We start from the raw sequence: 22,739 nt of genomic DNA, 5'->3' as shown, positions 1-22,739 counted from the left end.
GCGCCGCTACCCTCGTCGCCACTTCCCCTCCTTCGACTTTCCCCACCGATCCGAAGTGGACATGCGAGGTGGGCACATGGTCGTGCGGTACAGCGGTGTGCGGTACAGGGATGATCGGGGGCAGGCCCTGCCCTTGTTGCTGGTGGTCGTCGCCGTCGCGATGGTGGCGCTGGTGTTGGTCGTGCGGGCGGGGACGGCGGCCGATCATGCGGCTCGGGCTCGTACCGCGGCCGATGCCGCGGCGCTCGCCGGTGCCGCGAGTGGGCGTGGGGCCGCAGAGGGGGTGGCCGGGGCCAACGGCGGGACGCTGGTCGACTACGAGGCGTACGGTTCCGAGGTCGAGGTGGTGGTGCGGGTGGGCGTCGCAACGGCTCGAGCCCGGGCCGAGCGGTCGGTCGAGTGGGTGCCGTCAGGCCGCCGGACTGCTGACGAGTGAGAGCTGGCCGGCCGCGGCGACCAGCGTGTCGCGCCCGGCGAAAAAGGCCGGGTGGGTGGCGCTCGCGGCGCGGACGGCCAACTGCACGACGCGGGTCACGGGTTCCTCGAGCGCCACGAGGAACCACCACGTCCGTGCTCTGACCCCGTCGTCGTGCGAGCCTGGGATCGATGCCCATGGGATTCGTCGACGTCGTGCACCCCTCGCTCTTCGGTGCGCCGAGCGACACCTTCCGGTGGCGCATGGGCGTGCGAGCGACCGATCGTGCACAGTGGCTGCAACCCGACGACCTCCGAACCGACGACCTGCGTGAGAAGGCAGACCTGCGGCGGCGATGGCCCGACGAGACGTTCGTGGCCCTGCCCGGGAGCGAGGCCGCGGCAGCCGAGGTCCGAGACCTGGTCGCCGCTGATCTCGTCGACCGCGGGTTGGCATCCGTGCCGGCGGGTGTCGGTCCGCGCCATCCCCTCGACGCCGCCGGCTGCAGCGTACAGGAGGACCTGTGTCTGATGGAGCAGCTCGACGGGGCATGGACGATGACCGCTGCCTCGGTGTGTTTCCCGACGCGATGGGACGTCCCGGCCAAGCTCGGGCGTTCGCTGGCCGAGATCCACGCGCCCGTGCCCGGCTACGACGAACATCTCGGCCGCCAGGTCGACCGGTTCTTCGATCGGATGAGCCCCGGGGTGATCGCCTCCCGTCTCAACTGGTCGCTGGTCGACGACCCGAGCCGCCGCCTCGGCCCGCACGAGCCCCAGGCGCCGGCCAGGGTGCCCGACCACATCGGCGACCAGTTGTTCGTGCGCGTCGAGCGACAGACACTGCGCCGCCTGACCGGCCACGAGGCCGTGGTGTTCGGGATCCGTGTTCACGTGTGGCCGCTGAATGGAGTGGCGGCGCAGCTCCCCGCAGCCAGTTTCGCGGATGAACTCGAACGCATCCCGATCGACGTGGCGCACTACAAAGACCTCGACGGCATCCGCCCGATGGTGGTTGCGTGGCTACGGTCCTTCACAGGATGAATCCGGGGTGAGGCGGTCCGGTCGAATTCGTCCTCTACACTTTCCCGGTGCTCCCGCCGCGGGCGGCGGAGTGCGCATCACACCATGAGCGAGCTTCCCGATCCCGACGACGCCACCTTCCGCCTTGCCACCGGCGAGGAACTCGTGCTGCCCGGTGACGAACCGTCGTCGGGTGAACTGCAACGAGACAACGGCACGGCCCCGGCCAACACCGGCGCACCGCGGCCGTCGCTGCGCGACCGGCGTACTGCCGGTCGGCTCCGAGCCCGCAAGGTGCGCCGGCTGGTTCGTCATGTCGAACCATGGTCGGTGCTCAAGGTCTCGCTGATCTTCTACTTCTGCCTCTGGGTGATCCTGCTGATCGCGGGTGTGATCCTGTGGAGCTTCGCCGTGGGGTCCGGCACCGTCGACAATGTCGAGAACTTCGTCACCGAACTCTTCGCGTTGGAGAGCTTCGAGTTCAACGCCGACGAGATCTTCCGGGCCAGTGCCATTGGTGGGCTCGTGCTCGTGGTCGCCGGGTCCGGGTTCACGGTGCTGATGGCCGTGTTGTTCAACCTGATCAGCGACCTCACCGGTGGTGTGCGTTTCACCGTGGTCGAGGAAGAAACCGCGCGCCCTCGACCCAAGCGCACCCGGCCCCGCCATGGGGCACGTATCGCCGGTCCGGCGCCCGGCGAACGCGAGGTCGCGCCGACCGGACCCCCGCGTCTGGCCGAGCCCGAGCGCCGCGACGAGCCGGTTCCCGTGTTGCCCACCGCCCAGACGGCCGAGACCGACGAACCGGCGGGCTGAGGCCTCGATTCCACATCGCCCGACATGTTGGCGAGCGTGAGCCCTCACCGGTAGCGTGTGCGCCTCACGGGGCTATAGCTCAGTTGGTTAGAGCGCACCCCTGATAAGGGTGAGGTCGCAGGTTCGACTCCTGCTAGCCCCACGGGAATTCTTCGAGTTCCACGGAGTTTCGCCGAGGGGCGGAGCTCCCCGCATTTCCGTGAGGGGTCCGATGGGCGGTCGTGGTCTGGTGACACTCGTGCGTCGCGCCATGGTCGCGATCTTCGCCGGCATCTCGGTGGCGGCGGCGATCCGCGTACGCGGCAGTGGCGGCGTGCCGCCGCAGAAGGGCGGCTGGCGCGAGCTCGAGGGCCCCGACCTCCAGTGAAGGTCGTCATCTTCGGTGCGGGCGCCACCGGCGCCCGGATCGCGCGACAGTTGCGGTCCAGCGGGCTGGTGGCCTGGGTGGAGATCCGCGACCAGCAGGAGGCGAAGGCCAGGGAGCTCGTGAACACGCTCGGGTCCGGCACCGTGTACGGCTCCGGTCGCGGCATCGATGCCGACGTCGACGCGGTCGTCGTGGCCACGTCACCGGGGTCTCACGCCGCGATCGCCCGCCGTGCCGTGCATCGCGGCGTGCCGGTGGTGTCGACCTCCAATCAGATGTCCGAGGTGCGGCGGCTGCTGACCCTCGAGCAGGAAGCTCGTCACCAGGGGGTCGCCGTGGTGATCGGCGCCGGGTTCATGCCGGGTCTGACCGGGCTCCTGGCTCGCCATGGCGCGACCGAGCTCGATCGTGTGGAGGAGGTCCATGTCGCCAAGGTGGGTACCGGGGGGCCGGCCTGTGCCCGTCAGCACCATCGGGCGCTCTCGTCGACCGGCCTCGACTGGCGAGATGGCAAGTGGACCCGTCGGGCCGGCGGTTCGGGACGAGAACTCGTCTACTTCCCCGATCCGATCGGTGGCCGTGACTGCTATCGCGCCGGCCTGCCCGATGCCCTGTTGTTGGTGCCGGAGTTCGAGGGGGTCGAGCGGGTCACCGCCCGCCAGGCGGCAACCCGACGGGATCGCCTGACCGCCCCTCTCCCGATGATGCGCCGACCCCACGCCGAGGGTGGCATCGGCGCGGTTCGGGTGGAGGTGCGCGGACGCGTGGGCATCGAGCGCAAGGTGCTGGTGATGGGGGCCATCGAACGTCCCGCGGTGGCGGCCGGTGCGGTGGCCGCGTGCACCACCCTGCACGTGCTCGAGGGTCGCGCCCAGGCCGGGGCGTACGGGCTCGCCGGCATGGCCGAGTCACTGACTCTTCTGCACGCCGTCGCGGATTGTGGGGTTCGACCGATGCGTTTCGAAGGTGTGACGACCTTCCTGTGAATCGGGTTCAAGGTCACCCGCGAACGTGCCGTAGAAGGGTTCGAACGACGCTCGATATGGGCCATCTGGGACATTTTTCGAGAAATCGCTAAAGGACTTTGGGCCTTCCGCCGAAACCATCTCCGCTGGAAGAAGTTCGGTACGAGACCGACTTCACACTCAACCACGAGGGAGTTCCGGGGCGATGAACAAGGGCGAGACCGATCAGAGAATGCGCAGCACGAGGGCGAGCCGTCGCCGCGTGCGTCCCGATCAGGGGGCCGGCTCCATGGACGCCGAGCTCGCCGAGATGATCGAGGACAACCTGCCGCTGGTGAAGCACATCGTGTTCCAGGTGGCCGTGCACTTCCCCCGTCACGTCGATCGTGACGACCTGGCCCGGGCCGGTGCGCTCGGTCTGGTCGAAGCCGCTCGGCGCTACGACGAGGACCGCGGTGTGCCGTTCGAGCGTTTCGCCGCCCAGCGCATCCGGGGTGCCATCCTCGATGCCGTTCGTGCCGCCGACTGGGCCCCGCGCTCGGTTCGCAACCTCGCCCGCAAGCTCGAAGGGGCCGAGCAGCGTCTCGCCACCGAGCTGGGCCGTGTGCCCACCAAGGAAGAGATGTCCGAGGCGCTCGGCATGAGCCAGAGCGAACTCAATCGTCTTCAGGATCGGATGTTCCGCTCCGTCGTTCTCGCCCTCGAACACGAGACGGCCGACGACGTCGAGAAGGATCTCACCCTGGTCGACGTGCTCGTCGACGAGAGCTCGATCGAGCCCTCCGCCGAACTCGAGACCCGCGAGCTCCACGGCTACCTGCGGGACGCCATCTCGCTCCTTCCCGAGCGGCATCGTCTCGTGGTCGTCGGCTACTTCCTCGAGGGTCGTACCTCGCAGGACCTCGCCGACTTCCTGGGTGTCACCGAGTCCCGCATCAGCCAGCTCCGCTCGGAGTCGCTGCTGATGCTGCAGGAGGGCATCGAGGCGCAGTACGTGTCCGACACGCCCGAGCCGTGTGACGTCACCGGCCGTGTCGCTCGCCGCAAGGCCACCTACGCCAAGGGGATCTCCGAAGCCTCGGCGTTCGCCGATCGTATGGAACAGATCAACCTGATCGAGTCCGACGCCCCCGCCATCGTCGGGCTGCGCTGACCCGAGAGAACTGCGACCGGGAGGGCGACCTCCCGTCGCCAATGTGTACAGAACGATGACGTAGCAAGCAGAGGTAGCGTGGCGGCCCATGGGTCGCCACGCTGCATTTTTCGTCACGCTCGCAGTCGCCGTTCTGGCCGGTGCGTGCAGCAGCGAGGACGGTTCCGACGCTGCCCCCACCGTGACCGTTGACGAGGGTGGAGTCATGGGTGCGATCGAGCTCTGTCTGGGCGAATCGATGCCCGAGCCCGAACTCCTCGAGGTCGGTGTCGTCACCGAGCTGCCCGACGAGGGCAGGGACCATGTGTTCTGCCCGACCTACGATCAGCGGCCGCCGGCCAGCGGCGACCACTTCGACGCCTGGCAGAACTGCGGCTTCTACACGGCGCCGGTGCAGGACCAGACCGCCGTGCACGCCCTCGAGCACGGTGCGGTGTGGATCGCCTACTCCCCGGATCTCCCATCGGACGAGATCGCGGCCATCGAAGCCCGGGTCGCGGGGCAATCGCACCTGCTGGCGGCGCCCTACCCAGGACTCCAGAATCCCATCGTGATGACGGCGTGGACCCGCCAACTCGCCCTCGATCGTGTCGGTGACCCCATGTTCGAGGAGTTCATCGACACCTACGAGGCCCGCAAGTCGCCCACCGCCCCCGAGGCCGGCGCCAGCTGTGGCGGTCAGATCGGATCACCGCCCGCCGACCCCAACGCCGCGTTCGAGGAGATCGTGGCGCAGGTGCTCGGCTGAGGAACTACTGCCAGAGGGCGAGCAGTTCGTCGTGGACGAGGCCGTTGGTCGCCACGCCCGAACCGGTTCGCCAGGCGTCGGCGCCATCGTCGCCGTCGAAGGTGGAGTAGCGACCGCCGGCTTCGGGCACGATCACCGCCATCGGCGCAACGTCCCACGGGTTCGCCAGCGGATCGATCATCGCCTCGGCCCGGCCGGTGGCCACGAGCGCATAGCCGTAGGCATCGCCCCAGGTCCGGAACACCATTGGGCTGTCGAGCACCGAGCGAAGGGCGTTGGCGGGCCAGTAGCCGAACCCGCTCGTCATCGCGTAGGCGCCGTCGGTCGACGCGTGATCGCTGACCCGGCACGGGGTGCCGTTGTGGAACGCGCCGAGCCCCCGCCCCGCCCAGACGGTCTCGCCGAGGGCCGGAAGATTGATCACGCCGACGGCGGGGCCGTGTTCGTCGACCATCGCCAGGAGGTTGCTGTAGAGGGGAACGCCCTTGGTGAACGCCTTCGTGCCGTCGATCGGATCGATCACCCACGAGCGCCCGCTGGTGCCCTCGGTGTCCTGGTGCTCCTCACCCATCACCGCGTCATCGGGGAACCGTGCCGCGATCTGGTCACGCATGAGCGACTCGGCCGCGAGGTCGGCCGCAGTGACGGGAGAGCCATCGGCCTTGTGGTCGACGGCGAGGTCGTCGTTGCGGAACCAGCCGAGCGTGAGTTCGCCGGCCATGCGGGCGATCTCGACGGCGGCGTCGACCAGCGAGGGGTCGACCGGGGGAAAACTAGACACTGGTGCTCTTTCGGGGCGGTCGGGGGAAGAACGTGGCGGTGCGGGCGACATAGTCGTCGTAGCCCTCGCGGCGCTTCATCAGCCCCCGCTCGAGCATGGCGACACCCGACACCTCGAGCAGCATGAACGACATCAGCAACGGACCGATGACGCCGATGCGGGCATCGGCCGTCTCGGCGGCGACGAGAAAGATGCCCCACCAGATGCAGAAGTCACCGAAGTAGTTCGGATGTCGGGTGTAGCGCCACAGACCGCGGTCCATCACGGCGCCGGCATTGTCGGGATCGGCCTTGAAGCGGGCCAACTGAGCATCGCCGACCGTCTCGAAGAACAGGCCGACGCCCCACAGTGCGACGCCGACCACGGCGATCCATCCGATGTCGGGCGAGGCCGGCGTGGCGGCCAACTGCACCGGTAGGGCGACGACGAACATGACCACCGTCTGCAGCCCGAAGACGGTGACGAGCGAACGCAGTGGGAAACGGTCGCCATGTCGCCGTCGCATCGACTGGTAGCGGAAGTCCTCTTCCTTGCCGTGGTTGCGCCACCAGAGGTAGATGCTGAGACGGGCACCCCAGATCGTGATCATCGCGGTGAGCAGGTTCATGCGATCGTCGTTCCCGTCGCCGATCGCCCGACTGATCCACGCGACGACCACGAAGCCGGCGCCCCAGACGATGTCGACGATGCTCGCGTTGCGTTGCACGAGGCTGACGAGCCAGGTGGCCACCATGAGGAAGACGATGCCGAGGGCGGCCCCGATCATGACATCGAGATGACCGCTCACGGGCGGAGCTCCCTTCCGGAGGACGACGCACGCTGGCCGGAACGTCGCTCGAGCACACGTTCGTCGATCCATCGATCCATGTCGAGCCATCGATCCAGAAGCCAGGTGATGAAGTCATCTTGGTCGTCGGGCACGTCGGCGCGGGCGATGCGCCACAGACGGACCCGTACCGGGTCGGTCAGGGGCAGGTTGGCCCGGATCGTGGCGAGATCACCGAACGATTCCATGCCCTCGTGGGCAACGAGGACGAGGTCGGCGTCGGGCGCACCTTCGAGCAGGGCGTGGGTGCCGGCCGGTCGCGGCGGCAGGAGGTGACGCAGCGAGCGGGCCGCCTCCTCGAGGTCGGGCCGAGTCCGGGCGATCCGGGTGGCCGCCCGGTCGAGCCGGGCGGGGGTGAAGAACGTGCCCTCGGGGAAGATGACGGTGACGGTGTGATCGTCGACGCCGGTGGCGAGCTCGCGGATGCGATCCCACAGGGGTGAGTCGGCTCCCGGCGAACGGTCCACGAAGACGTGGGGGAGGAGATTGCCGACGATGTCCATGGCCGGCGACCACTGGAGATCGTCCTTCAGCGTGTAGCGCACGTGATGACCGCCCTCGATGCCGAAGAGCAGGATGGGCAGAATCGCATCGGGGTGGCTCGCGTGACGGGCGAGCACGATCGCGTTCGCCTCGACCGCCTCCTCGGGGTTCTCGACGAACCACCGCACCCCGGCGAGACGACGGAGGTAGGCGAGGTGCCGTCCACCCCACCAGACCATCAGTCGGTGGAACCGCTCCTGGGATCGCGAACCGTCGAGTCGGCCGAGGTGGGCGACGATCATGGCGAGGGCGAGCCAGGTACCGAGCCCTTCGTTGAAGAGGACGGCGAGGGTGATCAGCCAGATCCGGGCCCGCCGAAACCGACTGCGGGTGACGATGTCGACGACGGCGAGTAGGGCCAGGACCACCGGGGTGAGCGCGAGCACCACGAAGAACGTGAGGCTCAGCACGGAGATGCTGATCGGTCGACGGATCGCCGGCCTCGGCAGGTCAGCCATGGAAGCGACGCTAGCGCTCCGGCACCGCGCGGGCTTCGACCGGAGATGCACATGAGTAATTTTCGTGTTGTTTCACGCCGGGCCGAAATCTACGATCGGCTCGGCACAGAGGCCGACCGAAGGGAGAAGTCATCATGGTCAAGGGTGAAGGGGTCGAGGGTGAAGGGGTCGAGTATGCGGCGCGGGCCGAGGACCTGGAGGCGGCGGCGATGCGGGCGGGTGGTCTCGCGACGTCGGCTCGCGATCTCGCGCTCGACATCGAACGACACCGGGTGCGGATCCTCGGCCACGACGACGCCCCGGTCGCTCGGCACACGCCGGCCACGTGGTCGTCACGGGCCGCCACTGTGAGTCGCACCGAGCTCCAACGCAGCATCGGGTTCTCGTTGTGGTCGGCGGCGGTCTCGTTGAGCGAGACGCGGGTGGCACTCGAACGCCACGCCGCTCAGCAGGACGACCTGTCGCGGACCTACCGGGATCAGGCCCGCGCGGCGCTCGAGCTCGCGGCCGCGGTGCCGACGGACTGAGGGGTCAGGCCGCGCCGACGCGGTCGGTGTCGAGCACGTCGGCGTTGGGGTACAGGGCCCGCAGCACGCGGCGTGGCCGGAACGGGGCCCACTCGACGCCGCGCTGGGCGAGACGATCGGCGATCACCCAGATGGCGGCGGGGTTGTGGCCGAGTCCGCAGTGGCTGCCGTAGACCTCGACGTTCTCGGTACGCGGGAGGGCGCGATTGAGGCACTGGTGCCAGCTGACGATGCCGTCGCCCTTGGTGTAGATCGAGGTGGCGGGCACGGTCAGCGGTTCCCGGGCCCAGCTCGGCACGCGGGGGATCTTCGTCTCGTCGGAGTGGCGGTGACGCAGGGCGGCGAACGCCTCCTTCGCGTTGGACTCCTCGGGGCCGATGGTCTGGAAGGGACTGCCCAGGGTGATCACCTGGCGTACGGCTCCGGGGTGGAGGCGGGCGATCTCTCGGCCGTAGAGGCCACCGAGCGACCAGCCGACGATGTCGATCGGACCCTTGTCCAGGGCGAGCCGCTCGACCAGCACGATCATGCCCTCGAGGATGTCGGTGGTGGGCCCGATGTTGCGACCGAGGCCCCAGCCGTGGGTCTGGTGACCGAGCCGGTCGAGGAGGGCCCGGAGGGGCTTGGTGCTGCCGTCGCCGGCCATGAAGCCGGGAAGTACGAGGACGTGGCGGTCCTCGTTGCCCCGGGGGAGCAGGGCCTTCATCGCCGGGATCGACGCCGCGAACGCGCCGAACTCGGGTGCCGCACGCACCTCGAGGAGGGCCAGGATCGGGTGAGGGCGATGCGCCATCCGCACATCGTGTCAGCGCGACTGACAGGAGGCAACCCACGCCGGCGTCGATCGGACTGATTTCAGTCGGTCAGGTACCCGGGGTGGGGATCACCATGGTGGGGAGCTCGGGGGCCGGACCCCAGGCGATCGCGGCTTTCGAGAAGCCCTGGGCCACCGCCACGGTGAGCGTCAGTTCGGCCAGTTCCGCCTCGCTCATGGTGGTGAGCATCTTCCGGGAGGGTGTCTCGCGAGACGACATCGAGGTCGCGCCGATCACCACGTCGGCCCACTCCGCCGCGTCGCGCCATCGAGCGGGAAGGGCGCCGTCCTCGCGCTCACCGCCGAGCGCGCTGATGTGGTCTTCGGTCAGACCCTGCTGCTGCGCACCTGCGAAGCGGAGGTTGCGTCAAATCCCGCAGTCGGTGATCTGCGCGTTGCGGAGTCGACCGACCTCGAGGGTCGCTTCGTCGACGACGCCACGTTGCCAGAGTTCGGCGTAGAACGCGTTGAACCGGTCGTTCAGTTCCCCGTCGTGCTCGAAGAAGTTCATCGAGTCGGGCGGTGGGGCGAATCTCACGCGCCGCCCTCCCAGGCGAGGGTGGCGCGAGCCTGCGCTTCGATGGTGGCGAGCGCGATCGTGAAGGCCGCGGCCTCGGCGTCGGTGAGATGAGCCCGTACGGCGGCGGCCATCTCGTCGGTGACCGCGTGCGGGTCGATCACCCACATCTCGGTGAAGGCGAGACACGCCGCCGTCGCCGGGTGGTCGGTCGTGGCGACGGGCTCGCGGCGATGACGCCCGGCGGCATCGGGCGCGCCGACCAGAGCACACACCCGTTGGCGGCACGACTCGAGCAGGCCGGTGTCGACCCTTCCGTCCCACACGCCGTCGAGCAGATGGTCGAAGGCCGCGGCGACGTTGGGCGCAAGCTGATCGGTGAAGGCCATGAGCGTGCCTCCGAGACTAGAGGTCGTCGAGGGCCGCGGCGAGTCTCGAGACCGCCTCGCTCAGCTCATCGGGCGACGCGGTGGCCCAACTCAGACGGAGGTGGTCGGCAAGGTCGCGGTGGATCGCGAACGCCCCACCGGGCACGAACGCGACACCGCGCTCGAGGGCCGGGGCCAGCAGCGTCGTCGTGTCGACTCCCTCGAGCGCGGCCCACACGAACATGCCGCCGCCGGGACGGGTGAACGAGATCCGCTCACCCAGCGCGTCGTCCAGGGCTCGACAGAGTGCGTCGCGCTTCTCACCGGTTGCGGCGCGCAGTTCGTCGAGGTGGGGAGGGAACCAGTCGGCCCGGAGGGCGGCGAGGACGATGGCCTGGGCGACGGTACTCGTGTGGAGATCCACGGCCTGTTTCGATCGCTCGACCGCCGTGGTCAGCCACGCCGGTCCGATCAACCAGCCGATACGAAGACCCGGGGCGAGCACCTTCGACGTACTGCGCAGATGCACCGCCATGGGATGCGGGTCGTCCTCGTCCGGGGCGTTCGCGCCGATGTAGAGCTCACGATAGGGATCGTCGAGCAGGACCATGAAGCCGTAGCGATCGGCCAGTTCGAAGAGTCGCCGCCGGCGCTCGGCGGCGAGGGTGGCGCCCGTGGGATTGTGGAAGTGGGGCACGAGGTACACGAACTTCGGCCGGAGCCCGTCCGTCAACGCGGTCTCGACCGCATCGACATCGAGTCCGTCGGCGTCGGTCGGAAAGGCCACCGGTAGTCCACCCGCCTGTGCGAACGCCTGCGTCGCACCCAGGTACTCCGGATCGGCGACCACGACGCGGTCGCCGGGGTCGATGAGCACGTGGGCGAGCAGGCGCAGGCCCTGCTGGGAGCCGGTCGTGATGACGACCTCCTCGGCGCTCGCCGCCGCGGCCGTGGTGGCGACGATGTGATCACGCAGGTCGCGCTCGCCGGCCGTGAGCCCGTACTGGAGCACCCGGCGACCGTCGTCGCGCAGCACGCGCTCGGCGATGGTGGCGAGTTCCTCCACCGGAAAGCGGGCCGGATCGGGCAGACCGCCGGCGAGGCTGATCATCCCCGGACGTTGGGCGTGTTCGAGCAGGTCCCGGATGGCGGAGGTGGTCGCCGATCGGGCCTGCCGGCTGAGGAGCGACGACATCCTCGCAGCCTGACGCGCAGCTGACGATGGCGGAAGCCTCTCCCAATGGTGGTACCACCAGTGGTAGGTTCAGCGGCAATGGAAGCGATCGAGTTGGGCGACTTCCTCCGGACCCGCCGACAGCGGCTTCGGCCCGAGGACGTGGGTCTGCCGACCGCGAAGGGCCGGCGAACGAGCGGGCTTCGACGCGAAGAGGTGGCGGTGCTCGCCAACATCGGTGTCTCGTGGTTGACCCGACTCGAACAGGGGCGGGCCAACCGCGTGTCGGGTGAGGTGCTCGACGGCCTCGCCACCGCGCTGCGCCTTTCCCGCCCGGAGCGCGCCCACCTGTTCGGTCTCGCCGACGTGCGCCCGCCGAGCCCCATCGTGGCGGGTCAGGCGGCCGAGCCGGCCCAGCGCGTCCTCGTCGACGGGCTCGAACCCAATCCGGCCTACGTGCTCGACCATGTGTGGAACCTCGTCTGCTGGAACCGGGCCGAGGCGGCGCTCTTTCCGGTGCTCGACGAGGCGACCGACCCCAACCTGCTCCGTCTCACCCTCGAGACCCCGTCGCTGCGAGGGTTCATGACCGACTGGTCGGACGAACTGGCCCGTCTCACCCGGCAGTTCCGACTCCATCTCGGTCAGTATCCGAGCGACGAAGCGATCGGACTGGTCGACGAACTCCGCCGCGACCATCCCGAGTTCGCCGAGGCGTGGGCCGGCCACGACGTCGATGTGTTCTCACCGCAGACCCGCCGGTTCGCCCACGAGATCGAGGGCGAACTGGTCTTCGACCACCACCGCCTGAATCTTCCCGATCATCCGGGCTGGAGTACCGTGATCTACACCCCGACCAGTGGGACGACCACCGCGGCGCGGTTCGCCCGGGTGATGGCGGCTCGGCCGCACTGACCGTCAGCGGCGGTCCCAGGACAGTTCGAAGGTGCGGACGGCGCGGGCGAAGATGTTGGGCTCGACATCGGGCTCGGTGACGACCCGAAGGTTGGTCACCCGCCGGGTGAGCGCCTCGAGCAGCAGCCGCAGCTCGATCCGGGCCAGGTTGGCGCCGAGACAGAAGTGGGTGCCGTGGCCGAACGAGACGTGGGGGTTGGGGTCGCGGGTGATGTCGAACGTGTCGGGGGCATCGAACACCGCCGGGTCGCGGTTGGCGGCCGGGTACACCAAGGCCACCCGGTCACCGGCCGAGATCGCGGTGCCGTCGACGACGGCGTCGCGGGTGGCGATGCGGAACATGTTGTTGAGGGGGGTGACCCAGCGGATGAGCTCCTCGACGGCCCCGGGAATCGCCGACGGAGTCTCGGCCAGGTGCTCCCAGACCTCCGGGCGATCGGCCAGGGTGCGCAGGCCGTGGGCGATCACGGTGCGGGTCGTCTCGGCCCCGCCGGCGATGAGCAGACCGGTCTCCATGACCATCGTGGAGCGGTCCATGTCGACGGCCAGCCAGTCGGAGAAAAGGTCGTCGGCCGGCGCCTTCTCGCGCTCGGGGACGACCTTCTCCATGACCGCAGCCCACTCCTGGATGCTGCCGATGAACGACTCGAACAGCTCGGGATCGGCCATCGCCGAGTCGATTCGCATCTGGCGCTCGGACCAGTCTTTCACTTCTCGCCAGGCTTCCTGTCCGAAGCCCAGGAGCTCGGCGGTGACGCGGCACGGCAACTGTGATGCCAGCGCCTCGATCACCTCGACCCGACCACTCGTGTCGACGGTCTCGACCGCCGCGTCCACGAGTGTCTCGATCATGGAGGAATAGTGGTCGGTGTGGTCTCGGACGGCCTTGGGAGTGAAGCGACGGTTCACCGCACGCCGCTGGGCGAGATGCTCCGGGTCGTCCTTGCTGATCATCGTCTCCTCGCCCGGCGACGGGTTGATGCGATACGCGCCGCCGTCGTCGGCCCGACTGGCGAAGGTGACGGGGTCACGCTCGACGGTGAGGAGGTCGCGATGGCGGGCCGCGAGCCAGAACCCGCTGCGCTCGTCTCGCCACAGACCCGGATGGGCGAGGAGCTCGCGATAGCCGGCCTGGGGATCCTGCTGCCACCAGGCCGGGTCGAGAATGTCGGTCGAGGGGTTCACGCGGCGATGTTAGGTCGGCTCGCGGGGGACCGGTGGGGGAAGCGCGGTGAGCAGCGCCCCGAGTCCGTCGGCGGGCGAGCGCTGCCCGGTCGCGATCTGGTCGAGCACACTGCTCACCTCCGGGGAGGCCAAGGCGGCCCGCAGGCGCTGCTCGAACTCGAGTCCGGCTCGGCTCTCGAGCTCGAAGCGGGCCCGTCGGCAGCGTCGTGTGTGACGCCCGCCCGACGAGTCGAGGTGATGGCGGTGGGCATCCACCAGTGAGCGGACCAGGGCGATGCCGTCGCCGTCCAGCGAGTTCACCATGGCGATCGGTGGGCGGTAGCCGGCGTCCTCCTGGCCGGTCACATGGCTCAGCTCGAGCATGAGTTCGAGGTCGCGGCGCGTGTCGTCGGCCCCGGGACGGTCGGCCTTGTTCACCACGAAGACATCGGCGACCTCGAGGAGCCCGGCCTTGTTGGCCTGCACCGCGTCACCCATGCCGGGGGTGACGACGACGACCGTCGTGTCGGCTGCCGCGGTGACGTCGACCTCGACCTGGCCGACGCCGACCGTTTCGATGATGACCGGATCGAACCCGGCCGCGGCGAGGACGCGCGCCCCTCCGGGGATGGCGAGTGCGAGTCCACCGGCGTGACCACGGGTGGCGACGGACCGGATGAACGCGGTGGTGTCGACGGCGGCCATGCGCACCCGGTCGCCGAGAATGGCCCCACCGGTGAGCGGCGACGACGGGTCGACGGCGAGCACCGCGGGCCGATGCCCCGCGTCGGTGAACGTGCCGACCAGGCGGGCGACCATCGTGGACTTGCCGGCGCCGGGCGAGCCGGTGATGCCGATGACGTGGGCCTCGTGGCTGGCCGCGTGGGTCAGTTCGGCGATCTCGTCGGCTGCGGCGCCGCCCCGTTCGACCAGCGTGAGCAGTCGACCCACGGCCCGACGGTCACCGGCGACCGCACGCTCGACCAGTTCGCGGGGGGTGAGGTGGCGGGTGGTCACTCGGTGTGGACCACTCGGCGCACGGTGCGTACGACCTCCTCGGCCGACGCGCCGGGGCCGAGCACGGCGGCGACGCCGGCCTCCTCGAGTACGGCCAGGTCGGCCTCGGGCACGATGCCGCCGATGATGAGTGGCACGTCGAGCCCGGCGGCGTCGAGCGCGGCGAGCATCGCGGGGCCGAGGGTGAGGTGTCCGGCGTTGTGCATCGAGAGGCCGATGGCGTCGGCGTCCTCCTGCTCGACCGCGGCCACGATGCTGTCGGTGGTCTGGCGCAGGCCGAGATAGATGACCTCCATCCCCGCGTCGCGCAGCATCCGCGCAACCACCTTGATCCCGCGGTCGTGGCCATCGAGACCCAACTTCGCGAGCACGATCCGCGGTGGTGATGATTCAGACAATGATGATTCAGACAATGATGACTCAGACAATGGCGGTCTCGACATACGTTCCGAAGACCGACTCCATGGCCATCGCGATCTCCTCTTCGGTCGCGTAGGCCTTCACCGCGTCGATGATCGACGGCATCAGGTTGACCGTGGGGTCGTCGGCATCGGCGGTGACCTGGGCCAGCGCGGCATCGACCGCCTCCTGGCTGCGTTCACGCTTCACCTTGTCGAGGCGTTTGCGCTGGTACTCCTCGGTCGCATGGTCGATCCGCAGCAGGTTCGGGTCGGTGTCCTCGCCGCCGTCGGTGAAGGCGTTGACCCCGACGACGATGCGACGTTGGGCGTTGACCTCGCGTTCGAAGCGGTAGGCCGCGTCGGCGATCTCCCCGACGAAGTAGCCGTTGTCGATGCCCGCGTAGACCCCTTCGAGGATCGAACCGTTGCCGAGATCGTCGAGATGGGAGAACACCGCCTCGGCCTGGCGCTCCATCTCGTCGGTCATCCATTCGACGAACGGCGCGCCGCCGAGCGGATCGACGACATTGGTCACCCCGGTCTCGTGGGCGATCAGCTGCTGGGTGCGCAACGCGATGCGGGCGGCCTTCTCAGTGGGGAGGGCGAGCGCCTCGTCGAAGCTGTCGCTGTGCAGGCTCTGGGTGCCGCCGAGGGCGGCGGCCAGGGCCTGGGTGGCCACCCGGGCGATGTTGATCTCGGGCTGTTGGGCGGTGAGCGACACGCCGGCCGTCTGGGTGTGGAAGCGACACATCATGGCCCGCTCGTCGGTGGCGCCGTAACGCTCCTTCATCCAGCGGGCCCAGATGCGGCGAGCGGCCCGGAACTTCCCGATCTCCTCGAAGAAGTCGCTGTGGCTGTTGAAGAAGAACGACAGACGCCGTCCGAACTCGTCGATGTTCTCCCCGGCCGCCATCGCCGCTTCCACATAGGCGAACCCGTTGACGAGGGTGAAGGCGAGCTCCTGGGCGGCGGTCGATCCGGCCTCGCGGATGTGGTAGCCGGAGATCGAGATCGGGTGCCATTTCGGCATCTCGGCGGTGGCGAACCTCACGGTGTCGGTGACGATGCGCATCGACGGTCGCGGCGGATAGATGTATTCCTTCTGGGCCTGGTACTCCTTCAGGATGTCGTTCTGGAGGGTGCCGGCGAGATCGGCGCGGGCCACACCGGTCTTCTCACCGACGGCGACATACATCGCCAGCAGGGTCGCCGCGGGCCCGTTGATGGTCATCGAGGTGGAGACACCGGCGAGGTCGATGTCGGCGAAGAGGTCCTCCATGTCGGCCAGGGTGTCGACGGCCACGCCGGCCCGACCGACCTCGCCGAGGGCCCACGGCGAGTCGGAGTCGCGGCCCATGAGGGTGGGCATGTCGAAGGCGGTCGACAGCCCGGTGCCACCGGCCCGCAGCAGTTCCTTGAAGCGGAGGTTGGTGTCCTCCGCGGTGCCGAACCCGGCGAACATCCGCATGGTCCAGAGCCGCGACCGGTAGCCGGCGGCGTGGAGACCGCGTGTGTAGGGGTATTGCCCGGGCAGGGGTGCCTCGCCGTACACGCCGTCGAGCGGCACGCCCGACATCGTCTCGAAGGGCACCTCGCGGAGTCGAGCGGCGTCGTAGTCCGCTTGCCACTGCTCCTGCGGATCGGTCGGGGGCGACGGATCGGTCATGGGGGACAAACTACCGCAGTGGGTCGGGTCGTCTGGGCGGCGGCGCCCATCACTGTCATCATGGGAGAACTGAACCTTGGGGAGCGAACATGGCTGCACACGACCTGATCATCCGCGGTGGCAACGTGGTCGACGGGACGGGCGCGCCGGCGCGCACCGCCGACGTCGCCATCACCGACGGTGTGGTCACCGAGGTCGGCGAGGTCGACGGCTCGGCCACGCGGGAGATCGACGCCGACGGCGCGCTGGTGGCCCCCGGTTTCGTCGACATCCACACCCACTACGACGGTCAGGCCACGTGGGACACACGGATGCAGCCGTCGAGCTGGCACGGCGTGACCACGGTCGTGTTCGGCAACTGCGGCGTGGGGTTCGCGCCCGTCCACAGCAACGATCACAACAAGCTGGTCGAACTCATGGAAGGGGTGGAGGACATCCCCGGCGCCGCTCTGCACGAGGGGCTCTCCTGGAACTGGAGTTCGTTCGCCGAGTATCTCGATGCCTGCGATTCGCCCAAGGACATGGACATCGCCACCCAGGTGCCGCACGGTGCATTGCGCCTGCACGTGATGGGGGAGCGCGGCGCGAACCGCGAGGATGCGACCGCCGATGACATCGCCGAGATGGGCCGCCTGGCGGCGGCGGGCATCGCCGCCGGTGCGCTGGGCTTCTCGACCAGCCGCACGTCGAACCACAAGACCTCCACGGGTGACTTCACTCCCACCCTCACCGCGGCGGCCGACGAGCTGGTCGGCATCGCCGAGGCCGTCGGCGCCGGCGGCACGGGCGTGTTCCAGCTCGTGTCGGACTTCGTCGATCGCGAACGCGAGTTCCAGATGTTTCGCGACATGTGTCGCGTCTCCGGTCGTCCGTTGTCGTTCACCATCGTCGAGAGCCCGAAGAGCGGCGACTTCCATCAGGACCTGCTGCGTCGGATCGAGGGGGCCCGGGCCGACGGTTTCCAGATCACGGGGCAGTGCCCGGTGCGCCCGATCGGCATCCTGCTGGGCTTCGAGTGCACCCTCAATCCGTTCATGCGCAACCCGGTGTGGGCCGAGGTCGCCGATCTCGCGCCGGCCGAGCGGGTGGTGGCGCTGAACGACCCCGACCGCCGCGCACGGCTGCTGTCCGCAGCCGGGGGCACCGACAGTGTGCTCGTCGGCGGCAGCCTGATCGAGAAGTTCGAGACGATGTACGAGATGGGGGAGTGGCCCTACTACGAGCCGTCCGCCGACCGGACCGTGGTGCGGCGAGCGGCTGCGGCCGGCGTCGCCCCGGCCGAGTTCGCGCTCGACCTGCTGCTCGAGCACGACGGCACCAACATGCTGTGGTTGCCGTTCACCAACTACGGCACGGGCACTCTCGACGGCACCCGTGAACTGCTCACCCACGACTTCACCGTGCCGGCGCTGAGCGACGGCGGCGCCCATGTCGGCACGATCTGCGACGGCTCGTTCCCCACCACGCTCCTCCAGCACTGGGGTCGCGAGCGCCCGACCGACCGGATCGATCTCGAGTTCCTCGTCCGACGTCAGTGCCGGGACACGGCCCGCACCGTCGGCCTCCACGATCGCGGCGTGCTGGCACCGGGCTATCGAGCCGACCTCAACGTGATCGACTTCGACAACCTGCGGGTGCGTGGTCCCGAGTTGGCCTACGACCTGCCGGCCGGTGGACGCCGGGTCCTGCAACGGGCCGACGGCTACCTCCACACGGTGGTCGCCGGGGTCGAGACCTATGCCTCTGGCGAGGCGACCGGCGAGTTGCCCGGTCGACTGGTCCGAGGGGCCCAGGTGGCTCCGGTCGGGGCCTGACACCGTGGATCGCGCCGAGGTCGACGTTCGGCCGCTCGAGACCCATGCGAACTGGACGGCGGCCGATGTCGCCGATCCCGACGTGTGGACCCACCGGCTCACCGCCGACGAGATCGCCGAGCTCGAGGCCGCGGTGGCCGTCGCCCGGGCCCGCACCGACGAGGTGCTGGACGTGCGCAAGGACGAATTCCCGCTGCCCACGCTGGGTCCGATCCTCCGCACGATCGCCGAGGAGCTCATCGACGGTCGTGGTTTTCAGCGGATCTCGGCGCTGCCGGTCGAACGGGTCGGCGTCGACGACGCGTCGTGGATGTACTGGGGCATCGGACTGCACCTCGGCGTGCCGTGGCCGCAGAACGTGAAGGGTCACCTGCTCGGCGACGTGAAGGACCAGGGGAAACGTCCCGACGATCCGACGGCGCGGGGCAACGAACTCGGTGGCGTCGCCCAGACGTTTCATTCCGACGGGTCGGACCTGGTCGGCCTCATGTGTCTCGATCCCGGGGTGTCGGGCGGCGAGAGCCTGGTGGCCAACGCGGTGGGTGCCTACAACCGGCTGGTCGGGGCCGACCCCGCCCTTGCCGCGGTGCTCTTCGACGGCTTGCCCTACGACTTTCGCGGCGAGCAGCGTGACGGCGGCACGCCCTTCTACACCGTACCGGTGTTCTCCCAACACGACGATCGGCTGTTCGTCCGCTACATCCGGCCCTACATCGAGGCCTCGCAACGTCACGCCGACGCGCCCCGCCTGTCGGCCGACCAGCGTGCTGCGATGGATGCGTACGACGCGCTCATCCACGACGCCGACCATCGGGTCGAGATGACGTTCGCCCCCGGCGACATGCAGTTCGTGAACAACTATCACGTGCTCCACGGACGCCGGAGCTATGTGGATGACCCCGAGTCGGGTCGGGTGCGTTGGCTCAAGCGTCTGTGGCTGGCCACCGACATCCTCGGTCCGAACGATCGGCCCGAACGATTCCAGGCCGCCGGCGCGACCAGCCATTGGGCCGCGAACCGAACCCGCGCCTGATCAGGCGGTGATGGCGGCGCGGTCGGGTGCCGGCGCCGGCGTTTTCTGCGGTGCCGGTGGTGGTGGATCCTCGGGCAGCGGTTCGCCGGAGTAGACGTCGACGTATGTCTGGCCGGAGAGTTCACCGATCTCGAACATCACCTCGTCGGTGATCTGGCGCAGGATCAGGCGGTCGTCGATGCGACTGCGATAGCGGGTGACATCGATGGGTGGGCCGATGTGGATGCCACAACTCTCGCCGAACCTGGGCATGGTGCGGTCGGGCGGTTGGATGCGGTCGGTGCCGACGAGCCCGATCGGGATGATCGGTGCGCCGGTGCGCAGCGCGAGCCGAGCAACGCCCGTCTTGCCCTTGTGCAGGTAGCCGTCGCGGGTGCGGGTGCCTTCGGGATAGATGAGGAACAGATCGCCTCGGTCAAGCGCAACCGCTGCGGCATCGAGCGCGACCTGGCTGGCGTCGCCTCCCGATCGGTCGAGCGGGATCATCCCGGTGGCCGGGAAGAAGTACTTGGTCTTCCAGCTGTCCATGTATTCCGCCTTGCCCACGGCCAGGGTGCGGCGCGGCATGAGCGACATCGTGAACGGTGAGTCGAGGAACGAGAGGTGGTTGGGCGCGAGCAGGGCGGGGCCGGCGACCGGGATGTTGTCGATACCCGTGATGTCGAGGTCCCACATGCGGTGCATCAGCGGCTTGAGCACTCGCAGTAGTGGTTGCTGGAGCCATCCGGTCTCGCGGGCCATGGTGATCAGCTCAGCTTCCGGCGCTGGGTTTTGCCGCTCGTACCGATCGGCAGTTCGGTGACGATCTCCAGTTCGGTCGGACACTTGTAGCGGGCCAGACGTTCGCGACAGAAGGCCACCAGCTCGTCGAGTGTCGGGGGCTCGGAACCGTCGGGAACGGTGACGAAGGCGACCACCCGCTCGCCGCGACGGTCGTCGTCGCGACCGATCACCACGGTCTGGTCGACCTTTGGGTGTTGCACCAGCACCGTCTCGACCTCGAAGGGATACACGTTGAAGCCGGAGACGATGATGAGATCCTTCGCCCGGTCGATCAGGGCCAGGTAGCCGTCGTCGGAGATCACGCCGATGTCGCGCGTGGCGAGCCAGCCGTCGTGGTCGAGCACGGCCTTTGTGGCCTCCTCGTTCTCCCAGTAGCCGAGGAACACCCCGGGGCCGCGAACCATGATCTCGCCCGAGTCGTCGAAGGGCACCTCGTGGCCGTCGTGGTCGACCACCTTCACCTCGACTCCGGGGGCCGGCTTGCCCACCGTGCCCGGTCGGATCGGAATGCCGACGTGGGAGGTGACGGTCGGTGAGGTCTCGGTGAGGCCGTAGCCCTCACACAACTCCACCCCGAACCTCTCCTTGAACTCCGTCCAGAGCCGTGGATGCAGCGCCGACGCTCCCGAGCTGATGCGGCTGACACCGGCGAAGGCGTCGTCGGGCACGGCGCTGTCGATGAGGGCCCGCCACATCGGCGGGACGCCGGCGAACCGGTCGACGTGGTGTTCACGAACGAGGGCCGCGCACTCGTCCGGAGAGAACTGCTCGGCGAGGACCACCGTGCCGCCGGCCCGCAGGGTGGTCAGCAGGGCCATGTTGAAGCCGTACATGTGTGAGATCGGAATGGTGGCGAGAACGACGTCGCCGGGCCCCAACCCGGCGCCCGCGGTGTTCATCACCGACTGCTGATTCGAGGTCAGGTTGCGATGGCTGAGCATCGCGGCCTTGGGGGTGCCTGCCGTGCCACTGGTGAACAGCATCACGGCGAGCGCATCTTCGTCGGGCGCAGCAGCAGCAACCGGGGGACCGTCGGGGAGTGGGTCGACGCCGTGCACCGCCGCACTCGCCGGCGAAGCGATGTGGGGATGGAACTCCTCGCTCACCGGAGAGCCGGTGAGCACGATCGCTGCTCGCACCGTGTTGACCTGTTCGCGGAGCTCGGGCCCGGGGCAGTTCGGGTCCAGCAGCACCGCGACCATGCCGGCGGAGGTGGCGGCGAGCACGCTCACCACCGCGGCCCGGTTGTTGGCGCACACGACGGCGACCCGGTCGCGTGGGGCGAGGTCGGAGGCCACGAGACCGGCCCGGGTGCGGGCGACGAGGTCACGAAGCTCCCCATAGGTGGTCGCTCGACCACCCTCGATCAGGGCGACATCGTCGTCGGGGTGCTGGTCGATCAGAGTGGCAAGCGTCACAGGGCGGGACTGTAGACGGCCGTCAGTGTTCCTGCAGTGGGCAGCGGACGTGTCAGTGGGCGGCGATCCGTGCGAGCCAGGCGAGGAGGTCGCGGTGGACCTCGTCCCGGTTGGTCTCGTTCAGGAGTTCGTGGCGGGCGTCGGGGTAGAGCACGAGTTCGGCGTCGGCGATGCCGGCGTCGACATAGCGCTCGTGCAGGGCCCGCACCGACGCGCCGAAGTCGCCGACCGGGTCCCTGTCGCCGGCGATCAGCAGCACGGGAAGTGCACGCGGGATGGCGTCCTCCGCGCCGGACGACCACATCGCCGCCATGCCGGTGATCATGTCGGTCACGAAACCGTTGGACAGATCGCCCCCGCACCAGGGATCGGCGACATAGACGGCCACCTCGGCGGCGTCACGACTCAACCACTCGAAACCCGACGGCGAGTCGACCTCGGCGGCGAACGGCTCGTTGAAGCCGGCGAACATGCCGGCGAACAACGCGGACGGCTGCTCGTGACCCTCGGCCTCCTCGATCGAGCGCAGGAGCGCAGCGAGGTCGTCGGCCCCGTCGAGGCTGCCGGACGTGCCCGACAGCACCACCGCGTCGAACCGGTCGCCGGCCAGCTGACACACCCGCTGGCCGAGAAGTGAACCCATGCTGTGCCCGAACAGGACGAAGGGACCGTCGGATCCGTCTCTGGCGAGGTCGGTCACGGCGATGATGTCGTCGACCATCGCGTCCCAACCGCCGGGCCGAGCGACGCCGGGCGCGCCGTGCTCGGCGGCGGTGCGACCGTGGCCGCGGTGATCGATGCCGTAGACGTCCCAGCCGGCGTCGTTGAGGATCCCCGCCACGCGCGAGTAGCGGGCCGCGTGTTCGCTGGCGCCGTGGGCGATCAGGATTCCGCCGGTCGGGGTGGCGTGGTCGGTCGGCCATCGGCACCACTCGATGTCGGCGTCGGGTCGGGCGAGCGTCTGCCACTGGGGCACGGGATGGGGCGAGTCCGCCGGCATGGTCATGACCTGGAGATTAGGTCGCCAGGGCGCT

At 69.0% G+C, this 22,739-nt stretch carries 27 protein-coding genes and 1 tRNA gene; 12 read left to right on the top strand and 16 right to left on the bottom strand.

The window, feature by feature from the left end:
• The first annotated feature begins 76 nt into the window (after window positions 1-76).
• On the top strand, window positions 77-436 hold the full coding sequence (locus RIB98_11210; GenBank protein ID MEQ8841541.1) for a pilus assembly protein TadG-related protein: 360 nt from the start codon (window positions 77-79) through the stop codon (window positions 434-436).
• On the opposite strand, the gene RIB98_11205 is transcribed toward RIB98_11210, so the two are convergent.
• Entirely contained in the window at window positions 410-553 is a 144-nt protein-coding gene (locus RIB98_11205) for a hypothetical protein (GenBank protein ID MEQ8841540.1), read from the bottom strand. The two genes, RIB98_11210 and RIB98_11205, sit on opposite strands and share 27 nt — an antisense overlap.
• A gap of 53 nt (window positions 554-606) precedes the next feature.
• On the opposite strand from RIB98_11205, the gene RIB98_11200 reads away from it, so the two are divergent.
• From RIB98_11200 to RIB98_11170, 7 genes are all read left to right on the top strand, one after another.
• Window positions 607-1,458, top strand: a complete 852-nt coding sequence (locus RIB98_11200) for a DUF3445 domain-containing protein (protein ID MEQ8841539.1) — start codon at window positions 607-609, stop codon at window positions 1,456-1,458.
• A gap of 84 nt (window positions 1,459-1,542) precedes the next feature.
• Complete coding sequence (locus RIB98_11195; GenBank protein MEQ8841538.1) at window positions 1,543-2,253, top strand: DUF3566 domain-containing protein; 711 nt, start codon at window positions 1,543-1,545, stop codon at window positions 2,251-2,253.
• A gap of 68 nt (window positions 2,254-2,321) precedes the next feature.
• A tRNA-Ile gene (locus tag RIB98_11190) sits at window positions 2,322-2,395 on the top strand.
• Between the two features lie 69 nt (window positions 2,396-2,464).
• Complete coding sequence (locus tag RIB98_11185) at window positions 2,465-2,620, top strand: hypothetical protein (protein MEQ8841537.1); 156 nt, start codon at window positions 2,465-2,467, stop codon at window positions 2,618-2,620.
• Window positions 2,617-3,606 carry a Gfo/Idh/MocA family oxidoreductase gene (locus RIB98_11180; GenBank protein ID MEQ8841536.1) on the top strand — a complete coding sequence of 330 codons (990 nt, stop codon included), beginning with the start codon at window positions 2,617-2,619 and terminating at the stop codon, window positions 3,604-3,606. Before RIB98_11185 ends, RIB98_11180 begins: the two co-directional genes overlap by 4 nt.
• Window positions 3,607-3,817: 211 nt before the next feature.
• Entirely contained in the window at window positions 3,818-4,738 is a 921-nt protein-coding gene (locus RIB98_11175) for a FliA/WhiG family RNA polymerase sigma factor (protein MEQ8841535.1), read from the top strand.
• An 88-nt stretch (window positions 4,739-4,826) separates the two neighbouring features.
• A complete protein-coding gene (locus RIB98_11170; protein MEQ8841534.1) occupies window positions 4,827-5,486 on the top strand; it encodes a DUF3105 domain-containing protein in 660 nt (219 codons plus the stop codon).
• A 4-nt stretch (window positions 5,487-5,490) separates the two neighbouring features.
• Here the strand turns inward: RIB98_11170 and RIB98_11165 are convergent, their stop codons facing one another.
• From RIB98_11165 to RIB98_11155, 3 genes are read right to left on the bottom strand one after another with little or no spacing between them, the layout of a single operon-like run.
• Window positions 5,491-6,267: an inositol monophosphatase family protein gene (locus tag RIB98_11165; GenBank protein ID MEQ8841533.1), complete on the bottom strand. Its 777-nt coding sequence runs from the start codon at window positions 6,265-6,267 to the stop codon at window positions 5,491-5,493.
• Window positions 6,260-7,054, bottom strand: coding sequence for a DUF1295 domain-containing protein (locus RIB98_11160; GenBank protein ID MEQ8841532.1), 795 nt, complete (start codon window positions 7,052-7,054; stop codon window positions 6,260-6,262). The genes RIB98_11165 and RIB98_11160 overlap by 8 nt, the downstream gene beginning before the upstream one ends.
• A complete protein-coding gene (locus RIB98_11155; protein MEQ8841531.1) occupies window positions 7,051-8,094 on the bottom strand; it encodes a lysophospholipid acyltransferase family protein in 1,044 nt (347 codons plus the stop codon). Before RIB98_11155 ends, RIB98_11160 begins: the two co-directional genes overlap by 4 nt.
• A gap of 134 nt (window positions 8,095-8,228) precedes the next feature.
• Between RIB98_11155 and RIB98_11150 the strand changes: the two genes are divergently transcribed.
• Window positions 8,229-8,621, top strand: coding sequence for a hypothetical protein (locus RIB98_11150; GenBank protein MEQ8841530.1), 393 nt, complete (start codon window positions 8,229-8,231; stop codon window positions 8,619-8,621).
• 4 nt (window positions 8,622-8,625) lie between these two features.
• Here RIB98_11150 and RIB98_11145 read toward each other — a convergent pair whose 3' ends face one another.
• The 5 genes from RIB98_11145 to RIB98_11125 all read right to left on the bottom strand — a co-directional run bounded on the left by RIB98_11145 (window position 8,626) and on the right by RIB98_11125 (window position 11,515).
• The gene (locus tag RIB98_11145) at window positions 8,626-9,414 is read right to left on the bottom strand and encodes an alpha/beta fold hydrolase (GenBank protein ID MEQ8841529.1); all 789 of its coding nucleotides are present in this window, start codon (window positions 9,412-9,414) and stop codon (window positions 8,626-8,628) included.
• Between the two features lie 70 nt (window positions 9,415-9,484).
• Complete coding sequence (locus tag RIB98_11140; protein MEQ8841528.1) at window positions 9,485-9,625, bottom strand: hypothetical protein; 141 nt, start codon at window positions 9,623-9,625, stop codon at window positions 9,485-9,487.
• A gap of 177 nt (window positions 9,626-9,802) precedes the next feature.
• Entirely contained in the window at window positions 9,803-9,973 is a 171-nt protein-coding gene (locus tag RIB98_11135; protein MEQ8841527.1) for a hypothetical protein, read from the bottom strand.
• Window positions 9,970-10,341: a hypothetical protein gene (locus tag RIB98_11130; protein MEQ8841526.1), complete on the bottom strand. Its 372-nt coding sequence runs from the start codon at window positions 10,339-10,341 to the stop codon at window positions 9,970-9,972. Before RIB98_11130 ends, RIB98_11135 begins: the two co-directional genes overlap by 4 nt.
• A 16-nt stretch (window positions 10,342-10,357) precedes the next feature.
• Window positions 10,358-11,515, bottom strand: a complete 1,158-nt coding sequence (locus tag RIB98_11125; protein ID MEQ8841525.1) for a PLP-dependent aminotransferase family protein — start codon at window positions 11,513-11,515, stop codon at window positions 10,358-10,360.
• A 78-nt stretch (window positions 11,516-11,593) separates the two neighbouring features.
• Here RIB98_11125 and RIB98_11120 point away from each other — a divergent pair, with 78 nt between their 5' ends.
• Complete coding sequence (locus RIB98_11120; protein ID MEQ8841524.1) at window positions 11,594-12,409, top strand: helix-turn-helix transcriptional regulator; 816 nt, start codon at window positions 11,594-11,596, stop codon at window positions 12,407-12,409.
• Window positions 12,410-12,412: 3 nt separating this feature from the next.
• On the opposite strand, the gene RIB98_11115 is transcribed toward RIB98_11120, so the two are convergent.
• From RIB98_11115 to RIB98_11100, 4 genes are read right to left on the bottom strand one after another with little or no spacing between them, the layout of a single operon-like run.
• A complete protein-coding gene (locus tag RIB98_11115; GenBank protein ID MEQ8841523.1) occupies window positions 12,413-13,594 on the bottom strand; it encodes a cytochrome P450 in 1,182 nt (393 codons plus the stop codon).
• A 9-nt stretch (window positions 13,595-13,603) separates the two neighbouring features.
• Window positions 13,604-14,590 (bottom strand): methylmalonyl Co-A mutase-associated GTPase MeaB, encoded by a 987-nt coding sequence (meaB, locus tag RIB98_11110; protein ID MEQ8841522.1) that lies wholly within the window; start codon window positions 14,588-14,590, stop codon window positions 13,604-13,606.
• The gene (locus RIB98_11105; GenBank protein ID MEQ8841521.1) at window positions 14,587-14,961 is read right to left on the bottom strand and encodes a cobalamin-dependent protein; all 375 of its coding nucleotides are present in this window, start codon (window positions 14,959-14,961) and stop codon (window positions 14,587-14,589) included. Before RIB98_11105 ends, meaB begins: the two co-directional genes overlap by 4 nt.
• 49 nt (window positions 14,962-15,010) lie before the next feature.
• A complete protein-coding gene (locus RIB98_11100; protein MEQ8841520.1) occupies window positions 15,011-16,657 on the bottom strand; it encodes a methylmalonyl-CoA mutase family protein in 1,647 nt (548 codons plus the stop codon).
• 89 nt (window positions 16,658-16,746) lie between these two features.
• On the opposite strand from RIB98_11100, the gene RIB98_11095 reads away from it, so the two are divergent.
• Window positions 16,747-18,471: an amidohydrolase family protein gene (locus RIB98_11095; GenBank protein ID MEQ8841519.1), complete on the top strand. Its 1,725-nt coding sequence runs from the start codon at window positions 16,747-16,749 to the stop codon at window positions 18,469-18,471.
• Between the two features lie 4 nt (window positions 18,472-18,475).
• The gene (locus RIB98_11090; protein MEQ8841518.1) at window positions 18,476-19,504 is read left to right on the top strand and encodes a TauD/TfdA family dioxygenase; all 1,029 of its coding nucleotides are present in this window, start codon (window positions 18,476-18,478) and stop codon (window positions 19,502-19,504) included.
• Here the strand turns inward: RIB98_11090 and RIB98_11085 are convergent, their stop codons facing one another.
• Genes RIB98_11085 through RIB98_11075 form a run of 3 tightly spaced genes read right to left on the bottom strand, consistent with a single transcriptional unit; the run spans window position 19,505 to window position 22,711 of the window.
• Window positions 19,505-20,245: a lysophospholipid acyltransferase family protein gene (locus tag RIB98_11085; protein MEQ8841517.1), complete on the bottom strand. Its 741-nt coding sequence runs from the start codon at window positions 20,243-20,245 to the stop codon at window positions 19,505-19,507. It abuts the gene before it with no gap.
• A 5-nt stretch (window positions 20,246-20,250) separates the two neighbouring features.
• Entirely contained in the window at window positions 20,251-21,705 is a 1,455-nt protein-coding gene (locus RIB98_11080) for an AMP-binding protein (protein MEQ8841516.1), read from the bottom strand.
• Window positions 21,706-21,757: 52 nt separating this feature from the next.
• Window positions 21,758-22,711, bottom strand: coding sequence for an alpha/beta fold hydrolase (locus RIB98_11075; GenBank protein ID MEQ8841515.1), 954 nt, complete (start codon window positions 22,709-22,711; stop codon window positions 21,758-21,760).
• Window positions 22,712-22,739 lie beyond the last annotated feature (28 nt).

The sequence above is a fragment of the Acidimicrobiales bacterium genome, from assembly GCA_040219515.1.
Taxonomy (GTDB): Bacteria; Actinomycetota; Acidimicrobiia; order Acidimicrobiales; family Aldehydirespiratoraceae; genus JAJRXC01.
This window is presented reverse-complemented; position numbering and strand designations above follow the sequence as displayed.